Origin of the sequence: Hoylesella timonensis 4401737 = DSM 22865 = JCM 15640, from assembly GCF_000455445.1 — a bacterium.
GTDB lineage: Bacteria > Bacteroidota > Bacteroidia > Bacteroidales > Bacteroidaceae > Prevotella > Prevotella timonensis.
Genome location: NZ_HG417092.1, coordinates 98,366 through 123,162, shown reverse-complemented (window position 1 = coordinate 123,162; position 24,797 = coordinate 98,366). Strand labels below are relative to the sequence as shown.

General features: G+C 45.1%; 17 protein-coding genes. 8 read left to right on the top strand and 9 right to left on the bottom strand.

Annotated elements, in window-relative coordinates; genetic code table 11:
• The first annotated feature begins 65 nt into the window (after positions 1–65).
• Positions 66–1,121 carry an IS5 family transposase gene (locus BN35_RS03980; RefSeq protein ID WP_044071211.1) on the top strand — a complete coding sequence of 352 codons (1,056 nt, stop codon included), beginning with the start codon at positions 66–68 and terminating at the stop codon, positions 1,119–1,121.
• A 355-nt stretch (positions 1,122–1,476) separates the two neighbouring features.
• Positions 1,477–1,950: a hypothetical protein gene (locus tag BN35_RS03975; protein WP_025072540.1), complete on the top strand. Its 474-nt coding sequence runs from the start codon at positions 1,477–1,479 to the stop codon at positions 1,948–1,950.
• 129 nt (positions 1,951–2,079) lie between these two features.
• Here the strand turns inward: BN35_RS03975 and BN35_RS03970 are convergent, their stop codons facing one another.
• From BN35_RS03970 to BN35_RS03960, 3 genes are all read right to left on the bottom strand, one after another.
• Positions 2,080–3,078, bottom strand: a complete 999-nt coding sequence (locus BN35_RS03970) for a glycoside hydrolase family 130 protein (protein ID WP_025072541.1) — start codon at positions 3,076–3,078, stop codon at positions 2,080–2,082.
• Positions 3,079–3,329: 251 nt separating this feature from the next.
• Positions 3,330–4,628 carry an MFS transporter gene (locus BN35_RS03965; RefSeq protein WP_028900887.1) on the bottom strand — a complete coding sequence of 433 codons (1,299 nt, stop codon included), beginning with the start codon at positions 4,626–4,628 and terminating at the stop codon, positions 3,330–3,332.
• Between the two features lie 125 nt (positions 4,629–4,753).
• Positions 4,754–5,443: an HdeD family acid-resistance protein gene (locus BN35_RS03960; protein WP_025072542.1), complete on the bottom strand. Its 690-nt coding sequence runs from the start codon at positions 5,441–5,443 to the stop codon at positions 4,754–4,756.
• Positions 5,444–5,530: 87 nt separating this feature from the next.
• Here BN35_RS03960 and BN35_RS03955 point away from each other — a divergent pair, with 87 nt between their 5' ends.
• A complete protein-coding gene (locus BN35_RS03955; protein ID WP_025072543.1) occupies positions 5,531–6,037 on the top strand; it encodes a histidine phosphatase family protein in 507 nt (168 codons plus the stop codon).
• Positions 6,038–6,180: 143 nt separating this feature from the next.
• On the opposite strand, the gene BN35_RS03950 is transcribed toward BN35_RS03955, so the two are convergent.
• The 5 genes from BN35_RS03950 to BN35_RS03930 form a co-directional block, all read right to left on the bottom strand.
• Positions 6,181–7,188: a hypothetical protein gene (locus BN35_RS03950; RefSeq protein ID WP_028900888.1), complete on the bottom strand. Its 1,008-nt coding sequence runs from the start codon at positions 7,186–7,188 to the stop codon at positions 6,181–6,183.
• 1,414 nt (positions 7,189–8,602) lie between these two features.
• Positions 8,603–10,249, bottom strand: coding sequence for a RagB/SusD family nutrient uptake outer membrane protein (locus BN35_RS03945; protein ID WP_025072545.1), 1,647 nt, complete (start codon positions 10,247–10,249; stop codon positions 8,603–8,605).
• A gap of 13 nt (positions 10,250–10,262) precedes the next feature.
• Entirely contained in the window at positions 10,263–13,409 is a 3,147-nt protein-coding gene (locus BN35_RS03940; RefSeq protein WP_044071210.1) for a SusC/RagA family TonB-linked outer membrane protein, read from the bottom strand.
• A gap of 193 nt (positions 13,410–13,602) precedes the next feature.
• Positions 13,603–13,884 (bottom strand): hypothetical protein, encoded by a 282-nt coding sequence (locus tag BN35_RS03935; RefSeq protein ID WP_025072546.1) that lies wholly within the window; start codon positions 13,882–13,884, stop codon positions 13,603–13,605.
• Between the two features lie 324 nt (positions 13,885–14,208).
• On the bottom strand, positions 14,209–14,511 hold the full coding sequence (locus tag BN35_RS03930) for a hypothetical protein (protein WP_145992924.1): 303 nt from the start codon (positions 14,509–14,511) through the stop codon (positions 14,209–14,211).
• Between the two features lie 422 nt (positions 14,512–14,933).
• On the opposite strand from BN35_RS03930, the gene BN35_RS03920 reads away from it, so the two are divergent.
• Together BN35_RS03920 and BN35_RS03915 are read left to right on the top strand one after the other, a co-directional pair.
• Complete coding sequence (locus tag BN35_RS03920) at positions 14,934–16,502, top strand: capsule assembly Wzi family protein (RefSeq protein ID WP_025072549.1); 1,569 nt, start codon at positions 14,934–14,936, stop codon at positions 16,500–16,502.
• Entirely contained in the window at positions 16,483–16,962 is a 480-nt protein-coding gene (locus BN35_RS03915) for a lipocalin-like domain-containing protein (RefSeq protein ID WP_051275171.1), read from the top strand. The genes BN35_RS03920 and BN35_RS03915 overlap by 20 nt, the downstream gene beginning before the upstream one ends.
• 83 nt (positions 16,963–17,045) lie before the next feature.
• Here BN35_RS03915 and BN35_RS03910 read toward each other — a convergent pair whose 3' ends face one another.
• On the bottom strand, positions 17,046–17,639 hold the full coding sequence (locus tag BN35_RS03910; RefSeq protein WP_102938009.1) for a sugar transferase: 594 nt from the start codon (positions 17,637–17,639) through the stop codon (positions 17,046–17,048).
• Positions 17,640–18,129: 490 nt separating this feature from the next.
• On the opposite strand from BN35_RS03910, the gene BN35_RS03905 reads away from it, so the two are divergent.
• From BN35_RS03905 to BN35_RS03895, 3 genes are read left to right on the top strand one after another with little or no spacing between them, the layout of a single operon-like run.
• Positions 18,130–19,590, top strand: coding sequence for an IPT/TIG domain-containing protein (locus BN35_RS03905; RefSeq protein ID WP_028900891.1), 1,461 nt, complete (start codon positions 18,130–18,132; stop codon positions 19,588–19,590).
• 30 nt (positions 19,591–19,620) lie between these two features.
• Positions 19,621–22,719 carry a SusC/RagA family TonB-linked outer membrane protein gene (locus tag BN35_RS03900; RefSeq protein ID WP_028900892.1) on the top strand — a complete coding sequence of 1,033 codons (3,099 nt, stop codon included), beginning with the start codon at positions 19,621–19,623 and terminating at the stop codon, positions 22,717–22,719.
• 22 nt (positions 22,720–22,741) lie between these two features.
• Positions 22,742–24,796, top strand: coding sequence for a RagB/SusD family nutrient uptake outer membrane protein (locus BN35_RS03895; RefSeq protein WP_025072552.1), 2,055 nt, complete (start codon positions 22,742–22,744; stop codon positions 24,794–24,796).
• Position 24,797 lies beyond the last annotated feature (1 nt).

The window sequence follows — 24,797 nt, the reverse complement described above, 5'->3', positions numbered from 1 at the left end:
GAGACCTCTGCAAAACTCATTGTTCAAAATTTGCTCATTTCATCATATTTTTGTACCTTTATAGTATGAAACAATGTCCTTCTTCTCCGAGTTTTGCTGACCTAATAGTTGGTCATCGTAAGGTTAAACAGACCTTTTTCTTTCAAATTGATCAGATAATCGACTGGAATCCCATTCGTGGACTTATTGAAATTGCTTACACCAAAGGCAATCGTCCCACTGGTCGTCCAAGCTATGACAGCCTTGTGTTGTTCAAGACCGAGCTTCTTCGTACATGGTATGGCTTGAGTGACGGCGAGGTCGAAGAGCAGGTAAATGACCGTCTGTCCTTCAGTCGCTTTGTTGGTTTAGGATTGGATGACTGCGCTCCAGATAGTACAACTGTATGCCGTTTCCGTAACATTTTGGTTGAAGCCGACCTTTATGATAATGTGCTGCAAGAGATAAATCGCCAGTTAGAGTTGGCTGGTGTTTTGGTTAAGCGTGGTGCTATCGTTGATGCAAGTATCACGGATAGTCCTCGTCGACCTCGCGGCCGTAAGGAATACGAAGTAGTTGAGGATCGCAATGAGGAATCAGGCAGGGATGTAGCAGAAAACGCAATGGTTAAAGAGATCGTCAAACCCAATGTTGATGGTGAAGCACGTTGGGTAAAGAAGATGGGGAAGCTACACTTCGGTTACAAGCGACATTCGGTTACAGATGAGAACGGTTTGGTGATAGCCGAGGAAACCACACCAGCTAACGAAAGTGATATCAAACATTTGGAAAAGCCATTAGAAAAAGCTAAACTTCCACAAGGTACACCTGTTTATGCCGACAAGGGTTATGATTCTACAGCAAACAAGGATGTACTTAAACGTATGAAGCTCAAGAGTCGTATCATGCACAAAGGCGTAAGGGGACGTAAGCTAACGGAAAGAGAGCAGCGTGTTAATGTAGCTATCAGCAAGACACGGTACAAAGTGGAACGTACCTTTGGCTCTATTCACAGATGGTTTCATGGTGGGATAGCCAGATATGTAGGTTTAGATAAGACTCACGCACAACACATCATGGAGGCTATTGCCTACAATTTATATCGAACTCCAGGGATAATTGTGTCTAATTCTCTCAAATAAAGGGAGAATATGAGATGAAATAGAGCATATACAGCCTAAAAATCAAAAATATAGACCGCAGGTGAGCCAATAGTGATCAAAAACAAGAATAATAGAGAATGGGGTAAGGTTTTGCAGAGGTCTCGGTTCATTGAATAAAGGAAAATGAGAGAAGGTTTTAACAATTTCAAAAGGTGTTAAATAGCAAAATGCAAGTGTAAAAAATTAAAACAAAAAAAACATTGCTTTTCAAAAATGCTTATATTTACAACGTAACAAAACAACTTTTGGATTTTTTGTATTACGATGTAATAGTCTTCTAAGAGTTACGAATAATTGATTTGTAGTTAAACCTTAAAAAGAAAGAGAGGCATGAATGAAAAAGTATGTTATGATGTCTTTATGGGTCGTAGTTGCCACTTTATGTGGTTGTACACAAAAGGTTGGGGATGTTGATGAAAAAGCAAAAGACAGCTCATTAGATCCTAAAACAGAAAAGCTATCCCAAGTAATGTCTTCGGCTTTGGAACAGTTTGCAACTCAAAAGCAACAAGTGGGGTATATCATGTATAATGCTAAAGAAAACAAATATTTTACATGCCCAGAAGATGAATATCAATTTCTATTGGCTTGTGCAAAAGTTGTGGTAAGAGACGATAAAGATGTGCTAACACGCACTGGAGACGATTCGCTTAGTTGGAATAATGGAGGGAAAGGGAGCAGTGTAACCGATGTGACGGGCATTGCAAAAAACATACAATCACAGGTTCCTCATGAGCGCAGTTTTCAAATAAAGACCGTAGAAGCTTCAGACGGAAAGCATTTTACGGTTTATTGGCGACTGATTTAGTAGGTTTTTCATTTCAATACAGAAAATCGTTATGCGATGATTTCTCTTTTTGGGAGAAAATACTTCGTATAACGATTGTTTGATAATATTCATCATCTTCTTTACTTCGAGACGTAAGTACGAATTAAATTAAATGATACTTGTTCGTTTCGTAAATTCAATAATCTCGGGTATATAACCGAATGCCAAACCCGTGACGGTGTCGGCACAACCGTAGTAAACGGCAACGCGACCTGTATTGGGATCATGTACCTCTGCACAGGGGAAACAAACATTAGGTACGTCGCCAGTCAGTTCATACTGTGTTTGTGGCGAGATGAGATAAGGACCTGAACGATAAATTGGCTTCCATGGTTGTTCCAAGTCGAGTAGGGCAGAGCCAAAGCTGTACACGTAGCCATTGCATGAGCGTAGCACACCATGGTAAAACATCAGCCAACCTTCGGATGTCTCAATGGGGATAGGACCGGCACCTATCTTCATGCACTGCCATGCACTTACTTCAAAGGCGGCAGGCGACATGACATGGCGATGCTTGCCCCAATAGACCAAGTCGGGCGATTCGCTATAGAAGATGTCTCCAAAGGGAGTATGTCCCGTATCACTTGGGCGACTGAGCATGGCGAAGTTGCCATTAATCTTCTTTGGGAACATCACACCGTTGCGGTTGTAGGGCAGGAAAGCATTTTCCAATTGGTGGAAAGTCTTGAAATCAAACGTGTATGCCACACCAATGGTAGGTCCATGATAGCCGTTACACCATGTAACGTAATAGCGGTCATTGATAAAGCACACACGTGGGTCGTAACCGTACACCCATTCACCAATCTCTTTATTGTCACACTCAAAACGGAGCGGTTCTTCATTGATGTTCCATTTCACGCCGTCATCACTGAAACCGACGTGTAATACCATACGTCGGTTGGTGTCATCACAGCGGAACACACCTGCGTAACCGTCTTTGAAAGGTACTACGGCACTATTGAAAATACTGTTGGAGGTGGGTAGCAAATTCCTTGGAATAATGGGATTCGCCGAGCAACGCCACATGACTTCTTTACAATCTGCCGCACGGTCTTCCCACGGCATGTTGGGCAAAGGTTGCCCTTGAATGATTAATTTGGACATAGAAATATTATTTAGTTGACGAGTTTACAAGTTTACAAGTTGACGAGTTGATAGTTTTAGTTGATGAGTTGACAAGTTTTTAGTTGACGAGTTGATAATTTTAGTTGACGAGTGGACAAGTTTTTAGTTGACGAGTTGATAGTTTTTGAGTTTCTAGTTATTGAGTTGACGAGTTCAAAGTTGACGAGTTCACCAGTTGATAGTATTGATAACCAAAAGTTCAAACCTCAAGGTTCAATGCTTTCAGCTAATTATTCCCCTCCTTGGGAGGGGTTAGGGGAGGCCTTAAATGGTACAAACCAAGTGATGAGTAAGGCGGGAATGGTACATAGTAACACGAACACGAAGAAGTGTCGATAGCCCAATGCATCGCTCACCGCACCACTAAGCATGCCCGGCAACATCACACCAAGGTTCATGATGCCACTGGCAAAGGCATAATGTGACATCTTGTGCTTGCCCGGTGCAATTTGTTGCATCATGAAGAGCGTCAATCCCACGAATCCAAAGCCATAACCAAAGTACTCCAGTCCAATGGCACTGCCTATAAAGACAAGGTCTTGTGGTTGATAAATCGCCAAGAGGTTATACGCCACAAATGGCACATTGAACACCAATGCCAAAGAGAAAAGTGTCTTTTTCAATCCACGATGTGCGATATAGTAGCCGCCCAAGATAGAACCAATGACGAAGGCAGCAGCTCCAACAGTGCCATAGCACAGTCCAATCTCTTGCTCTGTCATACCCAATCCTTGCTCCGCAACAGGTGCTTTGAGGAAGAGTGGCACTATCTTCATCACAAATCCTTCGGCAAACCGATAGAGAATGATGAAGCATATATAATAAGTAATGTGTTCCTTTTTGAAGAACTCTGCAAACACCATCCATAGTTCTGTCCATATCTCACGGGCACTCTTTCTTTGCTTATCAGATTTTTCGTCTGTTGGAAGCATGAAAAAGTGATAGCATCCCAAAACGAGCATGGTTGTACCAGTAATCAACATAATGAACATCCATGCTTTGGTCACACCGTAGCTCTTGATGAATATTCCTGCTAAGTACACTAATCCTCCTGTTGCAAATATCTTCGCCACGTTGTAAAACGCACCTTGCCAACCTATCCAGCGTGCTTGTTCTTCGGTGGATAGTACCGACATATATGTTCCGTCGGCTGCAATGTCGTGCGTGGCACCACTGATGGCAATCACTGCTAAAATGCCAATGGTGATGGCAAAGAAGTTAGAAAGGTTCAAAGCGAAAGCCAATAAGGCAAACATCACGCCACAAAGCAATTGGGTAAGCACCACAAAAAACTTCTTGGTCTTGTAGATTTCAAGGAAAGGACTCCAAATGGGCTTCAATGTCCAAGGCAACATAATCAGTCCTGTCCAAAAGGTGATTTGCGTATCAGAGATTCCTAACCCCTTGTACATGAGTGAAGTCACCATGTTGAGCACCACAAAAGGCATCCCCATGGCAAAGTATAGCGTGGGTACCCACGCTATGGGATTCAGCTTCTTATTGGGAGAAGTTGTAGAATTTAGGTTCATTTTAGATATGTTCTTTTACAGATGATGTTTATACATTCAATGAACGGGAAAGTTTACAATATATAATAAGAACATAAGACGTTGTCTTTGTAACTCTTACCGTTCATTCAATTGACGTTTAGGGCTTATTCTTTAGGCGTGGGATTTGTCTCTTCATTGGTCATATCCACCACTTCTGTAGGTTCTGTTACTGAAGGTTCTATCTCCGTAGTTTCAATAGCAGTTTCTTCTAAGGTAGGGTTTTGCTTGTATTTTTTGTTCACCGACATCACTTTGAAGGCGTCGATACACTCGATGACACCGTACAGTACGAGGGTCCAACCTAACACGAAGAGCGGTGCAGAAGCAATCCACCTTGGTGCCACGATAGCGATAACTCCGATAGCTAATACAAAACAGGGCAAAAGCCAAAAGATAATGCCTACTCGTAGAATACGATTGATTGTTGCCAAAATAACAAATTGGTTGATAGCTCCTAATATTAAGATAGCAGCAAGGATATATACCAAGCCCGTCATAAACACGGTTGGCATCAGTGCCAATATGGCTCCCAACACCATGCTACCCAACCCAACGATAGGAAACGTGGGACGGAAGCCAGAAATCTGTCGCCCATTGGCATCAAGTACTACGGTTTCGTCTTGATGTTTCTTATCAATAAAATAGGTGATACATGAAATCAAACCTGATAGAAAGAATAAGACACCAATCAGAATGGTTAGCCATGTCACGGTTTCCTCACGATATCGAATTAAGAGAACACCAATGATGATAGCACACAATGAGCGGATGAATGAATTTTGTACTATTTTCATAAAAATCTTTATATACGTGACAAATGTACAAACTATCTCCCATAATTCCAATTCTTTTTTATTATTTTTGCGCAAAATCATAAAGATATGACAATTTTATATTTGGTGAGACACGGCGAAACGGTAGAAAATGTGCAAAAAGTGATGCAGGGACAAACGCCTGGAAAGCTCAGTGAGTTGGGTGAGCAACAGGCGGAACGCCTTTGTGAGCAGTTTCGTTCTGAAGCGATAGATATGTTTTTCTCCAGTGACTTGCAGCGTGCTGTGCAGACTTGTGCGTGTATTGCCGCTCCGCATCAGGCTGTGGTACACCAAACGCCGCTCCTTCGTGAGCGCGATTGGGGCGACTTTACGGGTTGTTATATTCCTGATTTGAAAGACAAGCCTTTTCCTGACAATGTAGAAAGCATCGAAGCACTCAAGCAACGAGCAGCGGCTTTCCTCGAAGAGGTGAGGCGGCGTTGCCCCTCAGGTACTGTTCTTGCGGTGGGGCATGGCATCATTAACAAAGCTATTCAAAGTGTGTTTTATCGTTTGCCCATGTCAGAAATCGCACGAATGAACAATGCAGAGGTGCGAAAGCTACAACTGTAACATTCGCACCTTCTGAAGTTTTGCGTTGTGTGCTAATGACTGACGTCAGTCATTGCCACTGTCTGTTTCCTGAAACAGCTTTAATGCCTATAAAAGAATCTATCATTTTGGATTTCACCTATTTTATTTCTTACCGATAGTATCTACCTTCTTCCCCCAAAGTGAACCGTAGAACCATTGTTATTGTTGCCATTTCCTCTCGGTACAGACCTGCCTATCGAACTCCTTCCCCCTCTTGATGCAGCACCAAAGTTGCGTGATGGAGGCGTTGAGGGGTTGCGCATCACATTGGAACGTTGTGGAGCGTATTGTCTACTTGGACGGGATGATTCGTTCGGGGTAAATGTTCGATTTGGGACAGAGGGTCTGTTATCAGGAATTTGATACGATCTGCTACCACCGAAACTTCCACTCCTGCTTCCGTTGTCGTTGGGTGCAGGCTGTGTAACAGTGGTACGTGTACTACTGCGCCTGCGTCCAAACACCGTGTTGGAATTTTGGTCAGGTACGTTTTGATAATCACGAATAGCTCCCGAGCGATTGTACATGTCGCCATTACCGCTACCTCTTCCATAGGTAGAGATTCTTCTTTGCGGTCCATTGCCAAAGGAGCGACTGCCATTGTTGTAATATCCGCTGTGGAATCTGTCGCGCATGCCAATGCCATTGTTACGATAGTCGTTTCCGTAGCTTCGTCCATAGTACCATGAGCGGTTGCCGTTGCGGTGCCAACTATGACCGCCACGGTAGACGGTGTAAAATCGTGGCGTTCCAAAGTAGAAGTAGTCTCGTCGTGGATAGCGTGCATAAACGGAAAAATGCCAATAGCCTGCATTCCAATATAAGGGACGATAGAAGTAAGTAGCATCGCAGTACAACCGATATTGCCAATCGAAGAGGATGTAGCTCAAGTCCATGTTGCGCCTGTTCCAATAAACGCCATATAGGTCATCGTAATCGTCTATCCGCATCAGATAGTCGAGGTTTATCTCGTAAGCCGCCTCATATTGGTCGTCGGTAAGGTTGAGCTCATAAGCCATCTTGTCCGTTAAGAAGAGTGCCTGCTGACGAGCTTGCCTGTAACTCATGGCACTTGCCGAGACGGAAATAAAGAAGAGTGCTGCGAGGGTAAATATAAGCTTTTTCATCATAATAGGGTTTTGTTGATTCGTAAATATGGTTGTGACGTCACGATGCGGTCTTTAACGACCATTGGTGACGGAGTCTGCTGATTTGACAGCACCTTTTTCCTTTCATCACATTGCAAATATAATGATTCATTTTTTGTGTCCAAAGGGCTTTTCCCTACATCATTGAGGAAATTCCCTATCGTTTACGAATGTTAGCGGTTGGTGAACGTGCCCACAGCGCTTTTATTGAAGTATCATTTTTTACATCGAGCAATATCAACGAAGCAGCATTTGTAAAATTAGGATATGCTACACGGACTCATTATTAATGCTGAATTTTCTTTACAAAGCACCTCTCAAAACTCGCGTGAAAACAACCAACAGCAAAGTTGGTCGCAAATACGCGAGTTATGAGAAAGTTTCATAATTCGTTGTCATTGAATACGTTACGCTTTTAATGCTTCTTTTTCTGCCTATTTTTATCATTTCTTTTCGATGAAAGCATTGAGTTAAGCCTCCTATTTGCATGCTTTAAGGCTGCTGAAGCATGTGAATAACAGCTCAAATGTATGTTTCCAAGACCGTAAAATCATTGTTTCAGCTGTAAAAAGCGTCTTTTTTGTTAAAATCAGCCCATTTTTGCAGTTCATTTGCCTATTAAATTTTTCTATTTTGAAGATTTTAGATGGTCGATTTTTGGTAAAATAACAGGACAAAAACCACTTCTGTCTTTACCAAGTAGCAGCACCCCAATCTATCAAAAAAAGACGAAAAACATCGTTACAGACTTTTATTTTTGATGAAAGGTAGGAGAGGGGTTGCACCTCATTTTCTTTCGTTTTTATCGCCAGAGTGCCTGCGTTTCTTTGCCTTCTTTTTATCGCATGGACATTTTCGTGTTTTCTGTTGATTTCGTTGTTACTATGTTGTTGAACAACAAATGAAAGCTAATCACATCAATTGCTTTCATTTATTGTAACAACAATTACGCTTTGATGAAAGAGTTGTATCTTTGCCATATCTTACCGACAATTACCAGATGAACGAACAAATCAACCACAAAGATGACGATACTCCATAGTAGAACAGTGGGTGAATAGATTAAAAAAGAAAAAATGATACCTAAAAAGGACAAGAACAATATCCCCGATGTAGCTGTAAGCCATTCTTTTCTTTTTCTAATTCTTTGTAGTATTTCCTTATCATTTAACCACCAAAGAGAAATATAAACTCTTTCATTCCTTTATTTCTGGACTTGCGAAAGTTCAGAAATAAATATAGATTTTCACATTGGTTTTGCAATGACTAAACCTCGGAAATATAAAAACAATAAAACCGGTACACGACCTGCCTTTTTCGTTTGTGGAACGACAACGCATCATGCACCGGTGTTATTCTTTTATAAGTTTGCAGAAAGGTTTAGCTGCCTGGTTACTTAGTTGTAATTGCTGTCCTGAACGAGTATGCCGTTTGCCTTGTCTATCTCCGTTTGTGGCAATGGGAAATACTCAAAGGCAGGCTTTACTACCTTCTTATAGTTTGGATAGGCGGGATCCACAGCTCCGTCAACCAACTTTTGTAATAGTTTCCATCGCTTGAGCTGGAAGTAGCGAAGACCTTCGAAGCATGTCTCTACACGCCACTCGTTTCGTATGCGGGTACGCAGTTCGTCCTGTGAGATGCCCTTCTCTATGGCTGGCTGGTGCGAGCGGGCACGCACATGGTTGATGGCCTCAAGTGCCTTGTCTGTCGGGCCGTTGGCTTCGTTCTCAGCCTCGGCAATCATGAGCAGCACATGTGCATACCGCATGATGACAACGTCGGCATCAGAAATAGTGCTGTATTCAGCTACCTTTTTCGAAGGTTGGAGCAGTTTCTTCACTCCGTAACCTGTGAATGATACATTGTTGAACTCAGTTACCTCCACATTGGTGACACCCTCTAGTCCATCACGCTCATAATTTGTGAAACGTGAATTGACCACCGCATCTTTCAGACGCTCATCTCGATTTTGGAACAACTTTGCACGTTCAGCTCTTTTTTGCTCTTCTGACGATGTGCTGGAGTAGAGTACACTCTCGTCTGGTTTGACACTGAGTGGTGACTCTCCCCACTTCTTGCCGTCAGTACACTCAAAAGCGTTGATGAGGTCAGTCGTGGGGTCAAGACAGGCCCATGCGCCATAATAGAGATCGATGCTGTTGGTAATGTTGGGCTGAAGATAGCGCACCGAAAACATTATTTCAGGTGACGAAGCCTGGTTGACTGCCAGGAAGTTGTCACGCGTACGTTTCATCAGGCTCTTCTGTGGGTTGTAATTGCTTATGCCATCCAACGTGGCCAGCACCTCCTTCATCTTGGCCTTGTCTGCGGTGCCGTCGTTGTTGTAGGCATCAAACAAAAGTTCCTTGGCTTTCAGAGCACGTACAGCATCGGCCGTGAAGTGTCCTGCGCCAGCTCCCTCGTTGTAGCCAGTGTTCCACAGCATGCCAATGGCTTTGTCGTAATCGCTGACAATCTGCTTTTTTATGTCCTCACGCGATGCCTTGGGTTGGTACATGTTGGTTGTATTGAGAGTTTCTGTCACGAGCGGCACCTCACGGTAGCACTCGTATAGCCACGAGTAGTAATAGCCACGCAAGGCGTAGCACTCACCAAGCATGTGGTTGCGTTCGGTCTCGTCGATGTCGTTGCCTTTATAATTCTTCAGGTTTTCCATAATGAGGTGTACGCGTGCAATGCCCCTGTAGCAAACGTCGTATACCTGCTTTACAAAGCCATCTGTGTTGGGCGTCATGTCGCCCTGGGCGGTGGTCAGCACAGAACCGTATGTCGTCTCGTTATGACGCACAATGGCGTTGTCGGACAGTCCGTCGAAGCATGGCATGACCTCTGACAGGGCGCCTGGCCATGTGCGTACTACCGAATATGCTCCTGCTATCGCCGACTCAAAGTCACTCTTGCTTTTCCAAAATACGCTCTGTGACGGTGACGAGGGCGGTTGCTTGTCAAGTAAATCGGAGCATGACGACATTCCCAATGTCAGTACTCCTATTGTTAATATGCTTTTCAAATATTTCATTGTCAGTGTTTTTTCAGAATTCTACATTAATGCCAAACGAATAGATCTTATTCTGTGGATACATGGCGTCGCGCCCGTCGCCTGCACGTTCTGGGTCAAGACCTTTGTATGAGGTGATGGTGAGCAGGTTGTCGCCAGAAAAGTATATGCGTACTCTCGACAGTTCCAGCTGGCTGGTCCAAGCCTTAGGGAGCGTATAGCCGAAAGTGATGTTCTTCAGTCTGAAGTAGGATGCGTCCTTGAGCAGGTACGAGTTTGCCCTTGTATTTTTCGATCCTCCCAGGTTACTCCAGTATAGTTTGGGGTGCTTTGCCCCATTCGGGTTTTTCTCAGTCCACATGCCGTCTATGTAGTCGCGGTTGGGAGCTGAACCCTGTATGAACGGCTGGACGCCCCATCCGTTGGTGAAGAACTTCTTGTCAGCCACGCCTTGTCCTATGAGCGACAGGTCGAAGCCTTTCCAGCTCGCGCTTGCATTGACACCGTACTCAAAGCCTGGGAAGCGTCCCGAGAAAGTGCGGCGATCGTAGTCGTTGATCTTGTTGTCGGGTTTGCCGTCGGGGCCAGAGATGTCCTTGTATTTGAGGTCGCCCGGCTGTGTGTCGTCGTTATACTGCTTGGGCGAGTTCTTGATCTCCTCCTGGTCAGCGAACACACCGATGCACTCCAGCATATAGTACTCATTGTAGGGCAGTCCCTCGCGACGTATGTAGTATCCGCTTGTCTCCTCGGCACCGAACTTGGTGAGCTCGTTGCGTGAGCGGTCAAAGTACAGCCCTGCGTTGTACCGCAGTCCTGAGAGCAAGCCGCTCCTGACCATATTGCTGTAGTTGAGGGATAATTCGATACCGGTGTTCGTCACGGTTCCGTTGTTGACGGTTGGTGCCGACAGTCCCAGCAGGCTCGATACCTGTGAGGCGCGCAGGATGTCCTTTGTTTCCTTCTTATACCAGTCAAATGTGATGCTTAGCCCGTCAAGCACCTGAAGGTCGAATCCAATATCCGTGATAGTCGTTGTCTCCCACTTGATGTCACGGTTGGCATATGCTGTTTGCTGATAGCCTGTCACCACGCCGTCGGTCGTCTTTGAGAATGGGTAGTCGCCCACATGGTCTATCATGGCCTGGTAGGGGTACAGTCCAATGTTCTGGTTACCCAGCTGTCCCCAACTGGCACGCAGTTTCAGATTGTTCAGCCAGCCATAGTTCAGCTTCTGCATGAATGGCTCCTCCGTCACGCGCCATGCTCCAGAGAATGATGGGAATACGCCCCAGCGGTTCTCGCTGGATATGCGCGAGGTGCCGTCGTATCGTACATTGGCCTCAAAGAGGTAACGCTCCTTGTAGTTATAGTTCAGCCGTCCGAAAACAGACTGTATGGCCCATTCCTCCTCGCCGCCATTGTTCGACCAATTGGCCGTTCCACCCGCATTGATGGTGGGCAGATTGAAGGCATAGTCCTTTCTGTAAGCTCCGAGCGTCTCTGTCTTCTCGTTCTCCTGGTTGTAGCCTATCATGGCACTGATGTTGTGCATGTTGTCCATAAGGCCCAGGTCGTAGCGCAGGTAGGTGTAGAAGTTGGTGTAGAACACGCGGTTATCCGACACTGTGAGTCCAGCTCCGCCTTTGTCGAGGGTTCCCGACTGTGCGCCTGTGTGGTAGTTGTATATTGGCGTTGGGCTTCCTATCCAGTCTTTTTCCTTGCCTGACCTCAGTCTGGCAGCTCCCTTGGTGTACCATGTTAATCCTTTTAGCAGGTTCACCTCCACCCACATCTGTGTGTTAATGTCGAAGTTTCTGCGGCGTCTCATGGCGTTGTCGCCGATGATGGCCACCATGTTCTTGTTGTGTTCTTCGGCTGGGTAGGCACTGCAGGTCCATCTCCTCAAACCCGATCCGTCATCAGGTAGCCACGGCATGTAGGTTGGGGCTTGCGACAGGGTTGAGAGGAACGCGTCTGACTGTCCCTGGCGTGGCTGGTCTATCTCACCGTACATCATGTTGGTGTATGTGCCAAACCTGATGAAATCGGTCAGTTTAGCCGTGAAGTCAACTGTAGCGTTGTATTTCTTGTAGTCGAATCCACGCATGGTTCCAGGTTGATTCACATAGTTGAGCGCCACGTTGTAAGTAGCTTTGTCCGTTCCACCCGTCATGTTGAGGTTGTGGGTCTGTACGGCAGTCGTGCGGAACATGTAGTCCTGCCAGTCGAAATTAGGATACTTTTCGCTGCCACCGTTCTTGCGGTAGGCTTCGATGACATCGCCTGGGTACAGTTCTGAGAGGTTAGAGTTTTTGCGCGCCATGTTGGCCAGCTCCATATACTCCACCGAGTTGTTCACTCGATTGTACAGGCGTGTGGCCGAGTGCAGGCCCACGTTGCCATGATAAGAGATATGGGTTTTGCCTTGCGTGCCCTCCTTGGTGGTAATGAGTATAACACCGTTGGCCGCACGCGCACCGTAAATGGCTGCCGATGCAGCATCCTTCAGCACGGACACCGACTCGATGACGCTCGGGTCCAGTGCCGACATATCGCCAGGAACACCGTTGATGAGTATCAGTGGGTCGGAGCCTGCACTCGAGAAGGTGCCTTGCCCACGAATACGGAACGATACACCCTCTGAGCCTGGCTGTCCATATCCTTGGTTCACGCGCAGTCCGGGCACTTGACCTTGTAGCATGACTTGTGCGTTTGCCACGGGTCGCTTTGCTATGTCATCGCCGTTGATTGCCGACACGGCGCCAGTGAGGTTCTCTTTCTTCTGCGTTCCGTAGCCCACTACAACCAGCTCTTGCAGGTTGTGAGTGTCCTCCTTGAGAACGATGGTGCCTACCTGTCCGTTTTGCACCTTCACTTGCTGTGGCGTGAAGCCAACATACGTCACGTTCAACGTGGTGTTGGCCATTGATGCGTTGAGCGTAAAGTTGCCGTCTATATCGGTGATGGTACCGTTGGTAGTGCCTCCTTCCATAACGGATGCTCCGATGATGGGATCACCGTTGACGTCAACCACCTTTCCCTTGACGACTGCTCCCTTGTTGCTCTGCTGCGTGACAGCGTTTGACTGACCTGGGGCATTGTCATCCATCGCCAAGGCGCTGCTTTGGCCGCATATAGCTATAAGGGCAAGCAATAGTAATTTGTCCAAATGCTTCATAATTGTTAATTTAGGTTTATATATATTAGTTAGTGTCTTTTATGACCAGCGGGTAACTTTTCTTTTTGTTTAACTTTGCAAAAGTAATAAAAATATTTCAAAAATGGGAACGAGAATCATTTTTTATTGCTGTCCAGTAAAACTTTTTTAAGAGAAGTTCGTATAAAGTAGCTGATTGGATGTGAGGTGGAAATTAATCGGGAAAACCCGTGCCAGTGAATATATCCAATCCGCCCTCTTGTTCCAAGCGGTATATCTTACCGACAATTGCCAGATGAACGAACAAATCAACCACAAAGATGACAATACTCCATAGTAGAACAGCGGGTGAATAGATCAAAAACGAAAAAATGATACCTAAAAAGGACAAGAACAAAATGCTCGATGTCGCTGTCAGCCATTCTTTTCTTTTTCTAATTCTTTGTAGGATTTCCTTATCATATTCAACTTTAATATTTGTGTTTATTCTTTTCATGATAGATATTCCTTTTTTGTTGTAAATGTAGGATTGAATCAAAAGGCTTGAGAATTAATCCCAAAAATTGAAAAAACCGAATGGATATAATGGATAATGAGAGTCATCAAAAGACAAGATGTTACAAATGAGGGCAATCGTACAAACAATAAAGGAATAGGCACAGACGGTGTGCAAGTTAAACAATACTGCTATAACAAAAGTGATGAATGAAAATAAGGCTGTATATGACGAAAAAACTCTCAAATATCTTCTAAAAACGCTATGCTTTTGCATGATGATTCTTCCTTTCTTCTACAAATATAAATTAAAAAATGAGAGTGGTCAACACGGATATCCAGAGTCACCTGAAAAGATGTCCATATCAAGCTCTTTTTCAAAGTCATAAATCTTACCAATGATAAGTAGGTGTACAAACAAAGCAATGGCGAAAACAGATAAGAAAATCAAAAAGAGCATGGGCTTTTCTGTTAAAAAGAAAATACATGAAAGGATGAATGAGAGCAACCATGTTGCGCACATGACAGGTACTCGGTTTCTCCACTTTTTTATTTTTCTCGTCAACTCTTTGTCGTATTCAATTTTGAATTCGATCTCAATGTTTTTGACAGTTTTTTCTTTTTCCATGATAGCTTCTCCTCTCTTTCGCAAATATAAATTAAAAGAGGGATATTGCAAGGAAATAAGCAAAAAACAATATAACATGGATGCGGCTCTTTCCATTTCTAAAAGGTTGTTTCTTGTAGCATCCATCTTTTTACTTTTGTTTCAAAAACAAATCTAATGGATGAAAGCAAATGTAACAAATAAACTCAACAAGGCAATGAACGCAAGCGTTCTGCGAATGCAACAAATCTACCGACATCAACTTGTTGTGTGTCTTTGCCAAATTCGCTTTCAACGAACGCCTGCGTTCTTTGTCTTGTTTTGTGCTTTCGTTGTTCAACAACATTGCCTGCAAAGAAAGAACCGTGGCATGTGCCAAAATGAATTTGAAACTTATATAATAATGTGGAAAAAACTCCGTTATCTGTGCATATAGAAAAACAATGAAACGCCAAATAATATTTTATTGTCTGTTCTTCTTGGCGCAAAGTGTGTGCGCGCAAATGAATTATCAAGAAAAACAAACAGAAAAATTGAATCTCGGAAACAACATGAACTATCATGTTGAGTTCCAAAGTTCTTTTGCCAATGGGCATACACCTTTATGGATGCATTCCAATCGACACGGCTTAGGTTCGTTGGAATCGGTTAACGGCTACCTTCGTTCCAGCATCATCAGACCATTGCGCACAGACTCACTTCGTCGTTGGGGAGTTGGATATGGCGTTGATGTGGCGATACCTTATCATTTTACGAGTAAAGCCATTGTGCAACAAGCCTTTGCTGAAGTGCGTTGGTTGCATGGCTCGCTCTCCGTTGGAAGCAAGGAATATCCTATAGAACTCAAGAACAATGCCTTGAGTAGTGGTTCCCAAACCTTTGGCATCAATGCCCGACCCGTGCCACAAGTACGATTGGCATTGCCCGATTATTGGAGGTTGCCATTCGGAAATAGGTGGCTACATATCAAAGGACATATTGCTTATGGACGGATGACGGATGACAATTGGCAACATGACTTTACGCAACGACAATCGAAATACGTCGATCAGGTGTTGTATCACAGCAAAGCAGGATTTCTGAAGATTGGCAATGAAGACCGATTTTGCCCTTGGTCTTTAGAATTAGGCTTGGAGATGGCAACACTCTTTGGAGGAACAAGCTATCAACCTCGCAGCAATGGCGAGACTAAGGTTGTGAAAGGCAACACCAATATGAGGGCTTTTTGGAATGCGTTTATGCCTGGAGGACATGATGCACCCGAAGAGGGCATTGTGTATCAGAATGTAGAAGGCAACCAATTGGGAAGTTGGCTCTTCCGTATGAATTACGAAGGCGACAGTTGGTTTGTAAGATTATACGGAGAAAAATACTTTGAGGACCACTCGTCCATGTTTCAACTCGACTACGATGGCTATGGAACGGGGGAGGAATGGAACGTCAAGAAGAAAAGAAAGTTTTTTCTCTACGACTTCAAGGATATGATGTTGGGACTGGAACTGAACCTAAAATACAACCATTGGTTACAGAGTCTCGTCTTTGAATATTTGTACACGAAATACCAAAGTGGACCAGTGTACCATGACCATACGCAGAACATGAGTCATCATATTTCAGGGCGAGACAATTTCTACAACCACTATATTTATCCGGGGTGGCAGCATTGGGGAGAGGTAATCGGCAATCCACTGTACCGCTCACCGCTTTACAATGAAAATGGGACTATAGAAATCCAAAACAATCGATTCAAGGCATTTCACTTGGGACTGTCGGGCGAACCTGCAGAGCGGCTCAATTACCGATTCTTGGCAACTTATCAAGAAGGTTTCGGAACCTATAACACCCCCTTTTTCAAGAAACATCACAACGTAAGTTTGTTTTTAGAGACCGCTTACCGCTGGCGATATGGCTGGCGTTTCATGGCTTCCTTCGGAGCTGATTTTGGCGGAATCTTAGGAAATAATCAAGGTTTTCAGTTAACAGTTAGTAAGCATGGGATTTTCAATTTATAGTTTTCAAAAGAGCGTACGCATGCGGCATTTTGCCTATGTAGTGGTGCTGTGCTTGTCTTTATGCGGGATAACCTCCTGCGAAGTGGAGACATCAGGCAACGGGGAGTTAGATGGCTTTTGGCACTTAGAGCGAATAGATACCTTACAGAATAGTGGTTCGAAAGATTTAACTTTGCATCGAATATTTTGGTCATTTCAAGGAAAAATACTGATGCTCAATGATATGGATTATCAACATCCTGAATGTGTCATGACATTCAAACACCACGACCAGCAACTGCTCATAGTCAATCCCTTGTTGTCCGACCGAACAAAAGGCGACCCTCGTATAAAGGATGTAAAGGTGTTAGCACCGTATGGCATTCATCAGTTAGATGAACGTTTTGAAGTAGAGACTTTGAGCAATCGAAAAATGATACTTCGAAGTCAGCGGTATCGACTTGTCTTTATCAAATTCTGAGTTCAATCGAAATGAGCCTTTCAGCAGATGTTTCATTTCTAATTGAAAGAGCCGTGTTATAAATACGATGAAGTTGCCAAAATCTAAAAAATTTTGCCAAAGAGGATGTTGATAAAAGTCTTGGTGAGAATCTTAACATCAAACCACCACGACCGATGTTCCAAATAATACAAATCCAAATCCAATCGTTTTAGCATCTTTTCCATGGTGTCCGTGTAGCCATTGTACAACGTGGCATACGAAGTAACACCGGGGCGGATTTGGTAAAGGTAAACATATCGTGGGTCATGTTTTATAATCTGATCAATATAGAATTTTCGTTCTGGGCGTGGACCGATGAAAGCCATGTCACCTTTGACCACGTTCCACAGTTGCGGCAGTTCGTCCAAGTGGTGGGTGCGCAGGAACTTGCCTATTTTTGTCATCCTGTGCTCATGCTCGTGTCCATACAACTGAGGTCCGTCTTTCTCGGCATCTATGCACATACTTCGAAACTTATAAATGGTGAAAGGTCTGCCGAAACGCCCGATGCGTTCTTGCTTAAAGATAGCAGGACCGCCATCTTCGCGTTTAACAAGGATGTAGCACAACAAGAAAGCAGGTGAGAAAACAATGATGGCAACGAGTGCTATCAGGAAATCGCAGCAACGTTTGATATTGCGTTCAAACTCATTCATCCCATCTGGAATGAATCGTTTATTCTGAATGTCATTGTTATACTTTATATAGGCAGGTATTTGCTTCACCTTGTTAAAATGTTTTATAATATAACGCTGTTTTGTTAAACATATTATATGCTATGCTGTATTTTTATAATAAAGCCGTGTTGTACAGTTGTTACGATGTTCCTCCGTGCCTTTCCGTTGCAAAAACAAGGTATTTTATTTATTGCTACAAAAATTGTCCTTAAATGAAAGCAATGTGACCTAATAAAACATTTTTTTTTGCTAAAAGATATTTATTTCAAAAAAAAGGTTATTTTTGCAAAATAATAAGAAAAAGAAGACTATAAACTGCACAGTTTTGTCTAAATCTATCTAAACAATTGCTACCGGATTACTATTTCAAACAAACGTTCCTTACACCTTATTATATATAGGGTGAAAGAACAAGGAGCGTAGACTTCAAGAATAACCAAAACAACTAAATAATTATTTTTTAACCAACATGAAGAAAAGTAAAATTTTAATGGTAGGCGTACTTGCATGTGCCTTATTTGCAGCATGCAGTGACAAAGACACCAGTACGGCTGGTGCAGCCTTCGATCCATCAAAGCCAATCGTAGTGGACGATTTCTATCCCGACTCGGGTGGTGTTGCCACATCGATGATTATCTCGGGTAGCAACTTCGGCACCGACACCGTTGGACTACGCGTGATGTATGTAGACGAGAACGGCATCGAACACCGTGGCGGATTGGTATCCTCGAACGGTGAGAAAATCTATTGCACCGTGCCAAAAGGGCTTACCTACAAGCGTAACATCGGCATCAAGGTGATGCGAGGAGAAGGAGAAAAAGCTATTTCTGGCGAAGCTCCCAACAAGTTTATCTATCGTACACAGACGGCAGTAACTACCGTGGTGGGACAACCCAACTCTGAAGTACAGCCCACCGTGCCAGGTACGCTGACTTCTACTACGCTGTCGGCACCAGCATACATTTGCTTGGACAATGAAGACAATATTTTCATCTGTGAACGAACTCATCACACGGGTCGAGCTGACGGGTGTCAGGCAAGGAATAGTAAAAATGAGAATAAGGACGGAAACGTGCTGATGGCATCACTAAAACGCAACAATGTGAGGTTTCTTGGTGAAGACTGCGGTGTGGTAAACGCTCCAGCCTTCTCTGACGAGTCGGGAGTGGAGACTATGTATGCACCTTTAGATGCTGGTATGGACTTTTACCGTTACCAAAAAGCCTCCAATTTTGCACAACAGAAATTACGTATCATCAAGACAGAGGATACAAAGACTCTTGATGAGCATAACTGGAAGTTTTGCGTCGTAGTCAACAAAAAAGACCACCAGCTTTATACTGTCATGCACCAAGGGCAGCTGGTAAGAATCAATCCTAAAACACGCAAGGCAACTGTCTTGCTCAAGAAGATTGGTATCCATGGGGCGAACAACAATGGTAGTGACTCGTATTTCGCTTTTAGCCCTACCATGCCCAACCGTCTGTTCATTTGTCAGACCGACAACAACGAGATATGGTATGTGGACATTGATCAGTTGGAAGGAAAAGACCCTAACGAATACCATGGTGAGAAATATGCTGGACGCGCATGCTGGGAAGGAACCAGTGCTGGTAGTGGCTGGGAGGATGGTTTGTTAAAGAATGCCAAGTTTAACTATCCACGACAGATATGTTTCACAGCCGATGGCAAGATGTACATCGCTGACAGTATGAACAGCTGTATCCGTTGTATTGATACCAACCAACCTGACAATAAAGCCACTGTGACCACCGTCATAGGTCTGCCAGGATCGGCTGGATTCAAGGAAGGAGGTCCCGACGTGGCACAGTTCCTTTATCCCCGTGGTGTGGCAGTGAATGCTGATGGTAGTATCGTGTACGTTGCCGACACTGGCAACCGCTGCATCCGCAAGCTGACGATTGAATAAATCCATGAAATAATAGTATATCAAACCAATATGAAACAATTTATCTATATGTTGGCTCTGTTACTCGCTGTAGTCACAAACGGCTTTGCACAGAATGCCAACGACAAAACCAAGAGCAAGACATTCACCGTGTCGGGAGTTGTGGTTGACGAACAGGACGAACCGTACCCAGGCGCCACCATCATCATCAAAAACGTTCCGGGACGAGGAGTGGTTTCCGACTTGGACGGAAAGTTCACCATTAAGGTAGACCCAAACGCCACCCTCGTGATACAGGCTGTGGGTATGAAAACCATAGAGAAATTAGTGACCAAAGATCTTGCTGACCAAAAGTTCGTGCTCAAAGAAGATGCCAGCACCGTTGACGAGGTGGTGGTAACGGGCTTGAGCTCGCAAAAAAAAGTGTCAGTAGTAGGAGCTATCTCTACTATCGACCCCAAGGAATTGAAAGCTCCGGGCATGTCGCTGAGCAACATGCTCGGTGGACGTGTGGCAGGTGTCATCACCATGCAAACCTCAGGAGAGCCAGGTCGTAACCTTTCGCAATTCTGGATTCGTGGTATCAGTACCTTCGGTGCCAACGGGTCAGCCTTGGTGTTGATTGACGGTATTGAAGGAAAACTTGATGATATCGACGTGGACGACGTAGAGTCGTTCTCTATTCTGAAAGACGCATCAGCAACTGCCGTTTACGGTGTGCGTGGTGCAAACGGTGTAGTCATCGTGACGACTAAGCGTGGTGCCATGGGTAAGCTCAGCATTACGGGGCGCGCCTCGGTAAAGCTGTCGCAAATCAAGCGCATACCACAGTATCTCGGTGCTTACGACTATGCCCTGTTGGCTAACGAGGCACGTGCCATGTCAGGCGAATCGGACTTGTACACACCACTTCAGCTCGACTTGATCAAGCACGGACTGGACAGAGACTTGTATCCTGATGTGAACTGGACCGACGAGATTATGAAGAAAACGTCGTTGCAGCAAAACTACTATATGAGCGCACGCGGCGGTGGCGACATCGCACGCTACTTCCTGTCATTGGGTTACCAAGACGAGGGCGCAGCTTACAATCAAAAAGGCAACGTGTTCAATAAGCCGTTGACATACCGTAAGATGACGTATCGTGCCAACATTGACATGAACCTCACCAAGCTCACCACCCTGTACTTTGGTGTTGACGGAAACATCGTGAACTACACCACGCCAGGCGGTATGGGTACCAATGCAGTATGGAACAACATACGCGTGATGAACCCGCTGATGATGCCCGTGGAATATTCCGATGGCACCATACCTACTTTCGGGCGCAACAACTTGATTTCACCCTACGCTGCACTCAACTACTACGGTTACAAAGACCAGAACACAACCCGCAACATGACAACGCTGAAGCTCACGCAAAAGTTCAATGGTGTGTTGCAGGGATTGGAGGCATCGGTACAGGCCATGATGGACCACACCACAGACTTCAACGAGCGACGTATTATCGCTCCCGACTTGTATCACGCCACGGGTCGTAGCGCACAGGGTGCACTTATCAAGAGTCTGAACAGTCGTGCGCTAGACATGGTTTACGGCAGTAGCAACAGCGGATGGCGCAAATACTATCTTGAGGCAAAAGCCAACTGGAACCGCACCTTCGGTGACCATAACATGGGTGCTTTGATTTTCTACTACATGGAAGACACCAAAGGTACCGATTGGGGTAACGATGCCATGGGCATCAATGCCATTCCCGCTCGTAGACAGAACCTTTCGGGACGTTTGCACTACGGCTATAAAGACACCTACTTCATCGATGCCAACTTCGGTTACACGGGTTCGGCACAGTTCAAGAAGGGCGAGCGTTTCGGATTCTTCCCATCTATTGCTGCAGGTTGGATTCCATCCAACTACCAGTGGTTCAAAGATGCGATGCCTTGGTTTTCTTTCTTGAAGATACGTGGTAGCTACGGATTGTCGGGTAACGACCAAATTACAGGTACACGCTTCCCTTACCTCACACTCATCGACCATACGGCACCCACCTACTGGGGCTATCAAGGATTAGGTATTCGAGAGACACAGATTGGAGCCGACAACCTGAAATGGGAGGTATCTAGAAAGAGTGACGTGGGTATTGAAGGAAAATTCTTCAAGGATAGACTCGCCTTCACCGTAGACTTCTTCTACGATGTTCGTGACAACATCTACCGCCAGCGCGTCACCCTGCCAGAATATGCGGGTATGATTACCATTCCATTCTCTAACGTGGGTAAGATGCACAGCTACGGATCTGATGGAAACATCTCATATCATCACCCTATTAACAAGGACATGAGTTTCACTGTACGTGCCAACTACACGTTCTCTGAGAACATCGTTGACAATTTTGAGGAACCTCTCTACGCATACGGTTACCAGAGTTCGAACGGAAAGCCATTGTATATCTTGCGTGGTCTTATTGCTGAAGGACTCTTTAAGAGCAAGGAGGAAATAGAAACCAGCCCCGAACAGATGTTCGGTAAGGTACGTCCTGGTGATATCAAGTATCGTGACGTAAACGGTGACGGCGTGGTGAACAACGACGACCGCGTGCCATTGAGTTACGGCAATCAGCTGCCACGGTTAATGTACGGATTCGGTGCCGATTATACATGGAAAGACCTGACCATTGGATTCCTGTTCAAGGGTTCAGCCAAGGTGGAATACTATCGTTCAGGTCTCTATAATGACTCTGGATGGATTCCATTCTATAACGGTGAGATAGGAAATGTGCTCAAGCACGCCAACAACCCAAAGAACCGCTGGACGCCAGCTTGGTACTCTGGAACTACAGCTACTGAAAACCCCAACGCAGAGTTCCCAAGACTCTCGTACGGAGGCAATAGCAACAATGCTCAACTGTCAACATTCTGGAAGCGTGACGGATCGTTCCTCCGATTCCAAGAGTTGAGCGTGCGCTACAAGCTGCACCACAAGAAATGGATTACCGCATGTGGATTATCTTCTTTAGACTGCGAATTCGTCATGAATAATATCTTCACTATCGACAACGTGAAATACTTCGACCCCGAGCAGGCAGGGGCTAATGGCGCCGTATATCCGTTGCCAATGACATACGCTTTGCAGCTTTACCTAAACTTCTAAGAAATACAAACGATATTACAATATGAAAAAAATCATCATGACCATAGCTGGTGCAGGCCTCATGGCTGCCAGCGGCATGCTTACATCCTGCGACTTTCTGGACGTGGACAATTATTTCCAAGCTACGTTCAAGGAGGACTCTGTCTTCCACAGCAAGCAGAACGCAGAAGGATATTTGTGGAATACCCCACAAGAATTCCCACACGAAGGAAATATTTGGGGAGGCTCGTGGAATCCTGGCGAGACCGCTTCGGACGAGATAGCCGTGAAATGGCAGACGTCAGAGTTTTGGGGCGCACAGTTCACCGTTGGAAATATCAACGAAACCAACATCCCCAACTGGTACTTGTGGAAAAACATGTACGTCATTGTGCAGCGTTGCAACAAGATGCTCGCCAACGTTGACAAAGTGGCAGATATGAGCGACGGCGACCGTCGTGAATACAAAGCCTATGTACACTTCATGCGTGGCTGGGCCTACTATCACTTGTTGATGAACTGGGGACCGCTGCTCATCGTGGGCGACGAGATTATCCCTACCGATAAAGACAGCGAGTACTACAACCGTGAGCGTGCTACGTTTGATGAGTCGATAGACTACATCTGTAACGAGTTTGCCCTCTCACTAAAGGGTATCTCTGAACCGCAAGATCAGTCACTCGCTTATTTCTCGCGTCCTACCAAGGGTGCCGCATTGGCATTGATTGCTCGACTTCGACTCATTCAGGCATCGCCCACCTTCAACGGAGGAGATAGCGCACGTCGCTGTTTCAATGGTTGGAAGCGTAAGAGCGACGGTGCTAATTACATCAATCAGGACTATGATCCCAACCGGTGGGCAGTGGCAGCCGCAGCAGCCAAGCAAGTGGTAGACATGAACTACTACGAGCTACACACGGTGAAGGCTGATAAGGAATTCCCCTATCCACTTGACAACGTAGACGAATCGTTGCGTAACAAGGAATTTCCAGAGGGTGTGGGAGGTATCGACCCCTACCACTCGTTTGCTGACATGTTCAACGGTGAGGGATTGCCAATGGTGAACCGCGAGTTTATATGGGCTCACGCAGTTTCGGGTAGCGTAATTCAGTACACACAACACTGCTTCCCAGTGGGTGGTGGACTTGGTGGCTGGGGTGGTCTGAGCGTGCCACAACGCGTAATAGACTGCTTCTTAATGGCAGACGGAAAGTTGCCAGCTAACTCCAGCTTGTATGACGCTGATTTTGAGAACACCACAGAGAAGGCACAAAATCTCTCTACTTTCGTACTTAAGTCGGGCATCCCAAATATGTATGCCAACCGCTCGGCACGTTTCTACGCAAGCATTGGTTTCCCTGGACGTGTATGGGAGATGAACTCTGCCAGTGCCGACGGTTCCAAAACCAATAAGCAATTCTGGTACGACAACAGTGACGGAATAGCAGGAAAGGCAGGAGCGCAGAACAATCCTAATGACGTAAACATCACAGGATATACCTCGGTGAAGTATGTACACCCAGACGACTCATGGGCACCCAATACGAATGGAGTGATGAAAACGATGAAGCCATATCCTATCATCCGTTATGCAGAAGTTCTGCTCGAACTGTGTGAGGCGATGAACAACATTGAGGGCAATCCAACGGTGAAGACATGGAACCGCAGTGGAGAGCTGGTAGACGTAAGCATCAGTCGTGATGCAGAATTCATGGCGAAGTATTTCAACATGATACGCTACCGAGTAGGACTCCCCGGTGTAGAAGCCTCTACCCTGAATGACAAGAATGCTTTCGAGAAGGTCATCAGGAACGAGCGACAAGTTGAGTTGTTCAATGAAGGCTACCGCTACTTCGACACTCGACGTTGGGGAACGTATCTCGACGAAGATGCTAATAGTAGCAACTGGCGAGGATTAGATGTAAGTAAAGATCGCGATGATACCAACTCCAACGGAGGTTTTTGGAACATCGTGCAGATAGACGAGCAGAACTATAGAGACCGTATTGCCAAACCTAAGATGATATTCTTGCCGCTCAACCATTACGAGTTGCTTAAGCTGCCAAAGATGGATCAAAACTGGGGATGGGAAAGATAAT

Excerpts from the sequence above, each read along its gene's own strand:
- BN35_RS03895 (WP_025072552.1), top strand. The coding sequence starts at position 22,742 with ATGAAAAAAATCATCATGACCATAGCTGGTGCAGGCCTCATGGCTGCC.
- BN35_RS03900 (WP_028900892.1), top strand. The coding sequence starts at position 19,621 with ATGAAACAATTTATCTATATGTTGGCTCTGTTACTCGCTGTAGTCACA.
- BN35_RS03940 (WP_044071210.1), bottom strand. The coding sequence starts at position 13,409 with ATGAAGCATTTGGACAAATTACTATTGCTTGCCCTTATAGCTATATGC.
- BN35_RS03910 (WP_102938009.1), bottom strand. The coding sequence starts at position 17,639 with ATGAATGAGTTTGAACGCAATATCAAACGTTGCTGCGATTTCCTGATA.
- BN35_RS03905 (WP_028900891.1), top strand. The coding sequence starts at position 18,130 with ATGAAGAAAAGTAAAATTTTAATGGTAGGCGTACTTGCATGTGCCTTA.
- BN35_RS03935 (WP_025072546.1), bottom strand. The coding sequence starts at position 13,884 with ATGAAAAGAATAAACACAAATATTAAAGTTGAATATGATAAGGAAATC.
- BN35_RS03945 (WP_025072545.1), bottom strand. The coding sequence starts at position 10,249 with ATGAAATATTTGAAAAGCATATTAACAATAGGAGTACTGACATTGGGA.
- BN35_RS03970 (WP_025072541.1), bottom strand. The coding sequence starts at position 3,078 with ATGTCCAAATTAATCATTCAAGGGCAACCTTTGCCCAACATGCCGTGG.
- BN35_RS03930 (WP_145992924.1), bottom strand. The coding sequence starts at position 14,511 with ATGGAAAAAGAAAAAACTGTCAAAAACATTGAGATCGAATTCAAAATT.
- BN35_RS03915 (WP_051275171.1), top strand. The coding sequence starts at position 16,483 with ATGGGATTTTCAATTTATAGTTTTCAAAAGAGCGTACGCATGCGGCAT.
- BN35_RS03975 (WP_025072540.1), top strand. The coding sequence starts at position 1,477 with ATGAAAAAGTATGTTATGATGTCTTTATGGGTCGTAGTTGCCACTTTA.
- BN35_RS03920 (WP_025072549.1), top strand. The coding sequence starts at position 14,934 with ATGAAACGCCAAATAATATTTTATTGTCTGTTCTTCTTGGCGCAAAGT.
- BN35_RS03980 (WP_044071211.1), top strand. The coding sequence starts at position 66 with ATGAAACAATGTCCTTCTTCTCCGAGTTTTGCTGACCTAATAGTTGGT.
- BN35_RS03950 (WP_028900888.1), bottom strand. The coding sequence starts at position 7,188 with ATGATGAAAAAGCTTATATTTACCCTCGCAGCACTCTTCTTTATTTCC.
- BN35_RS03965 (WP_028900887.1), bottom strand. The coding sequence starts at position 4,628 with ATGAACCTAAATTCTACAACTTCTCCCAATAAGAAGCTGAATCCCATA.
- BN35_RS03960 (WP_025072542.1), bottom strand. The coding sequence starts at position 5,443 with ATGAAAATAGTACAAAATTCATTCATCCGCTCATTGTGTGCTATCATC.
- BN35_RS03955 (WP_025072543.1), top strand. The coding sequence starts at position 5,531 with ATGACAATTTTATATTTGGTGAGACACGGCGAAACGGTAGAAAATGTG.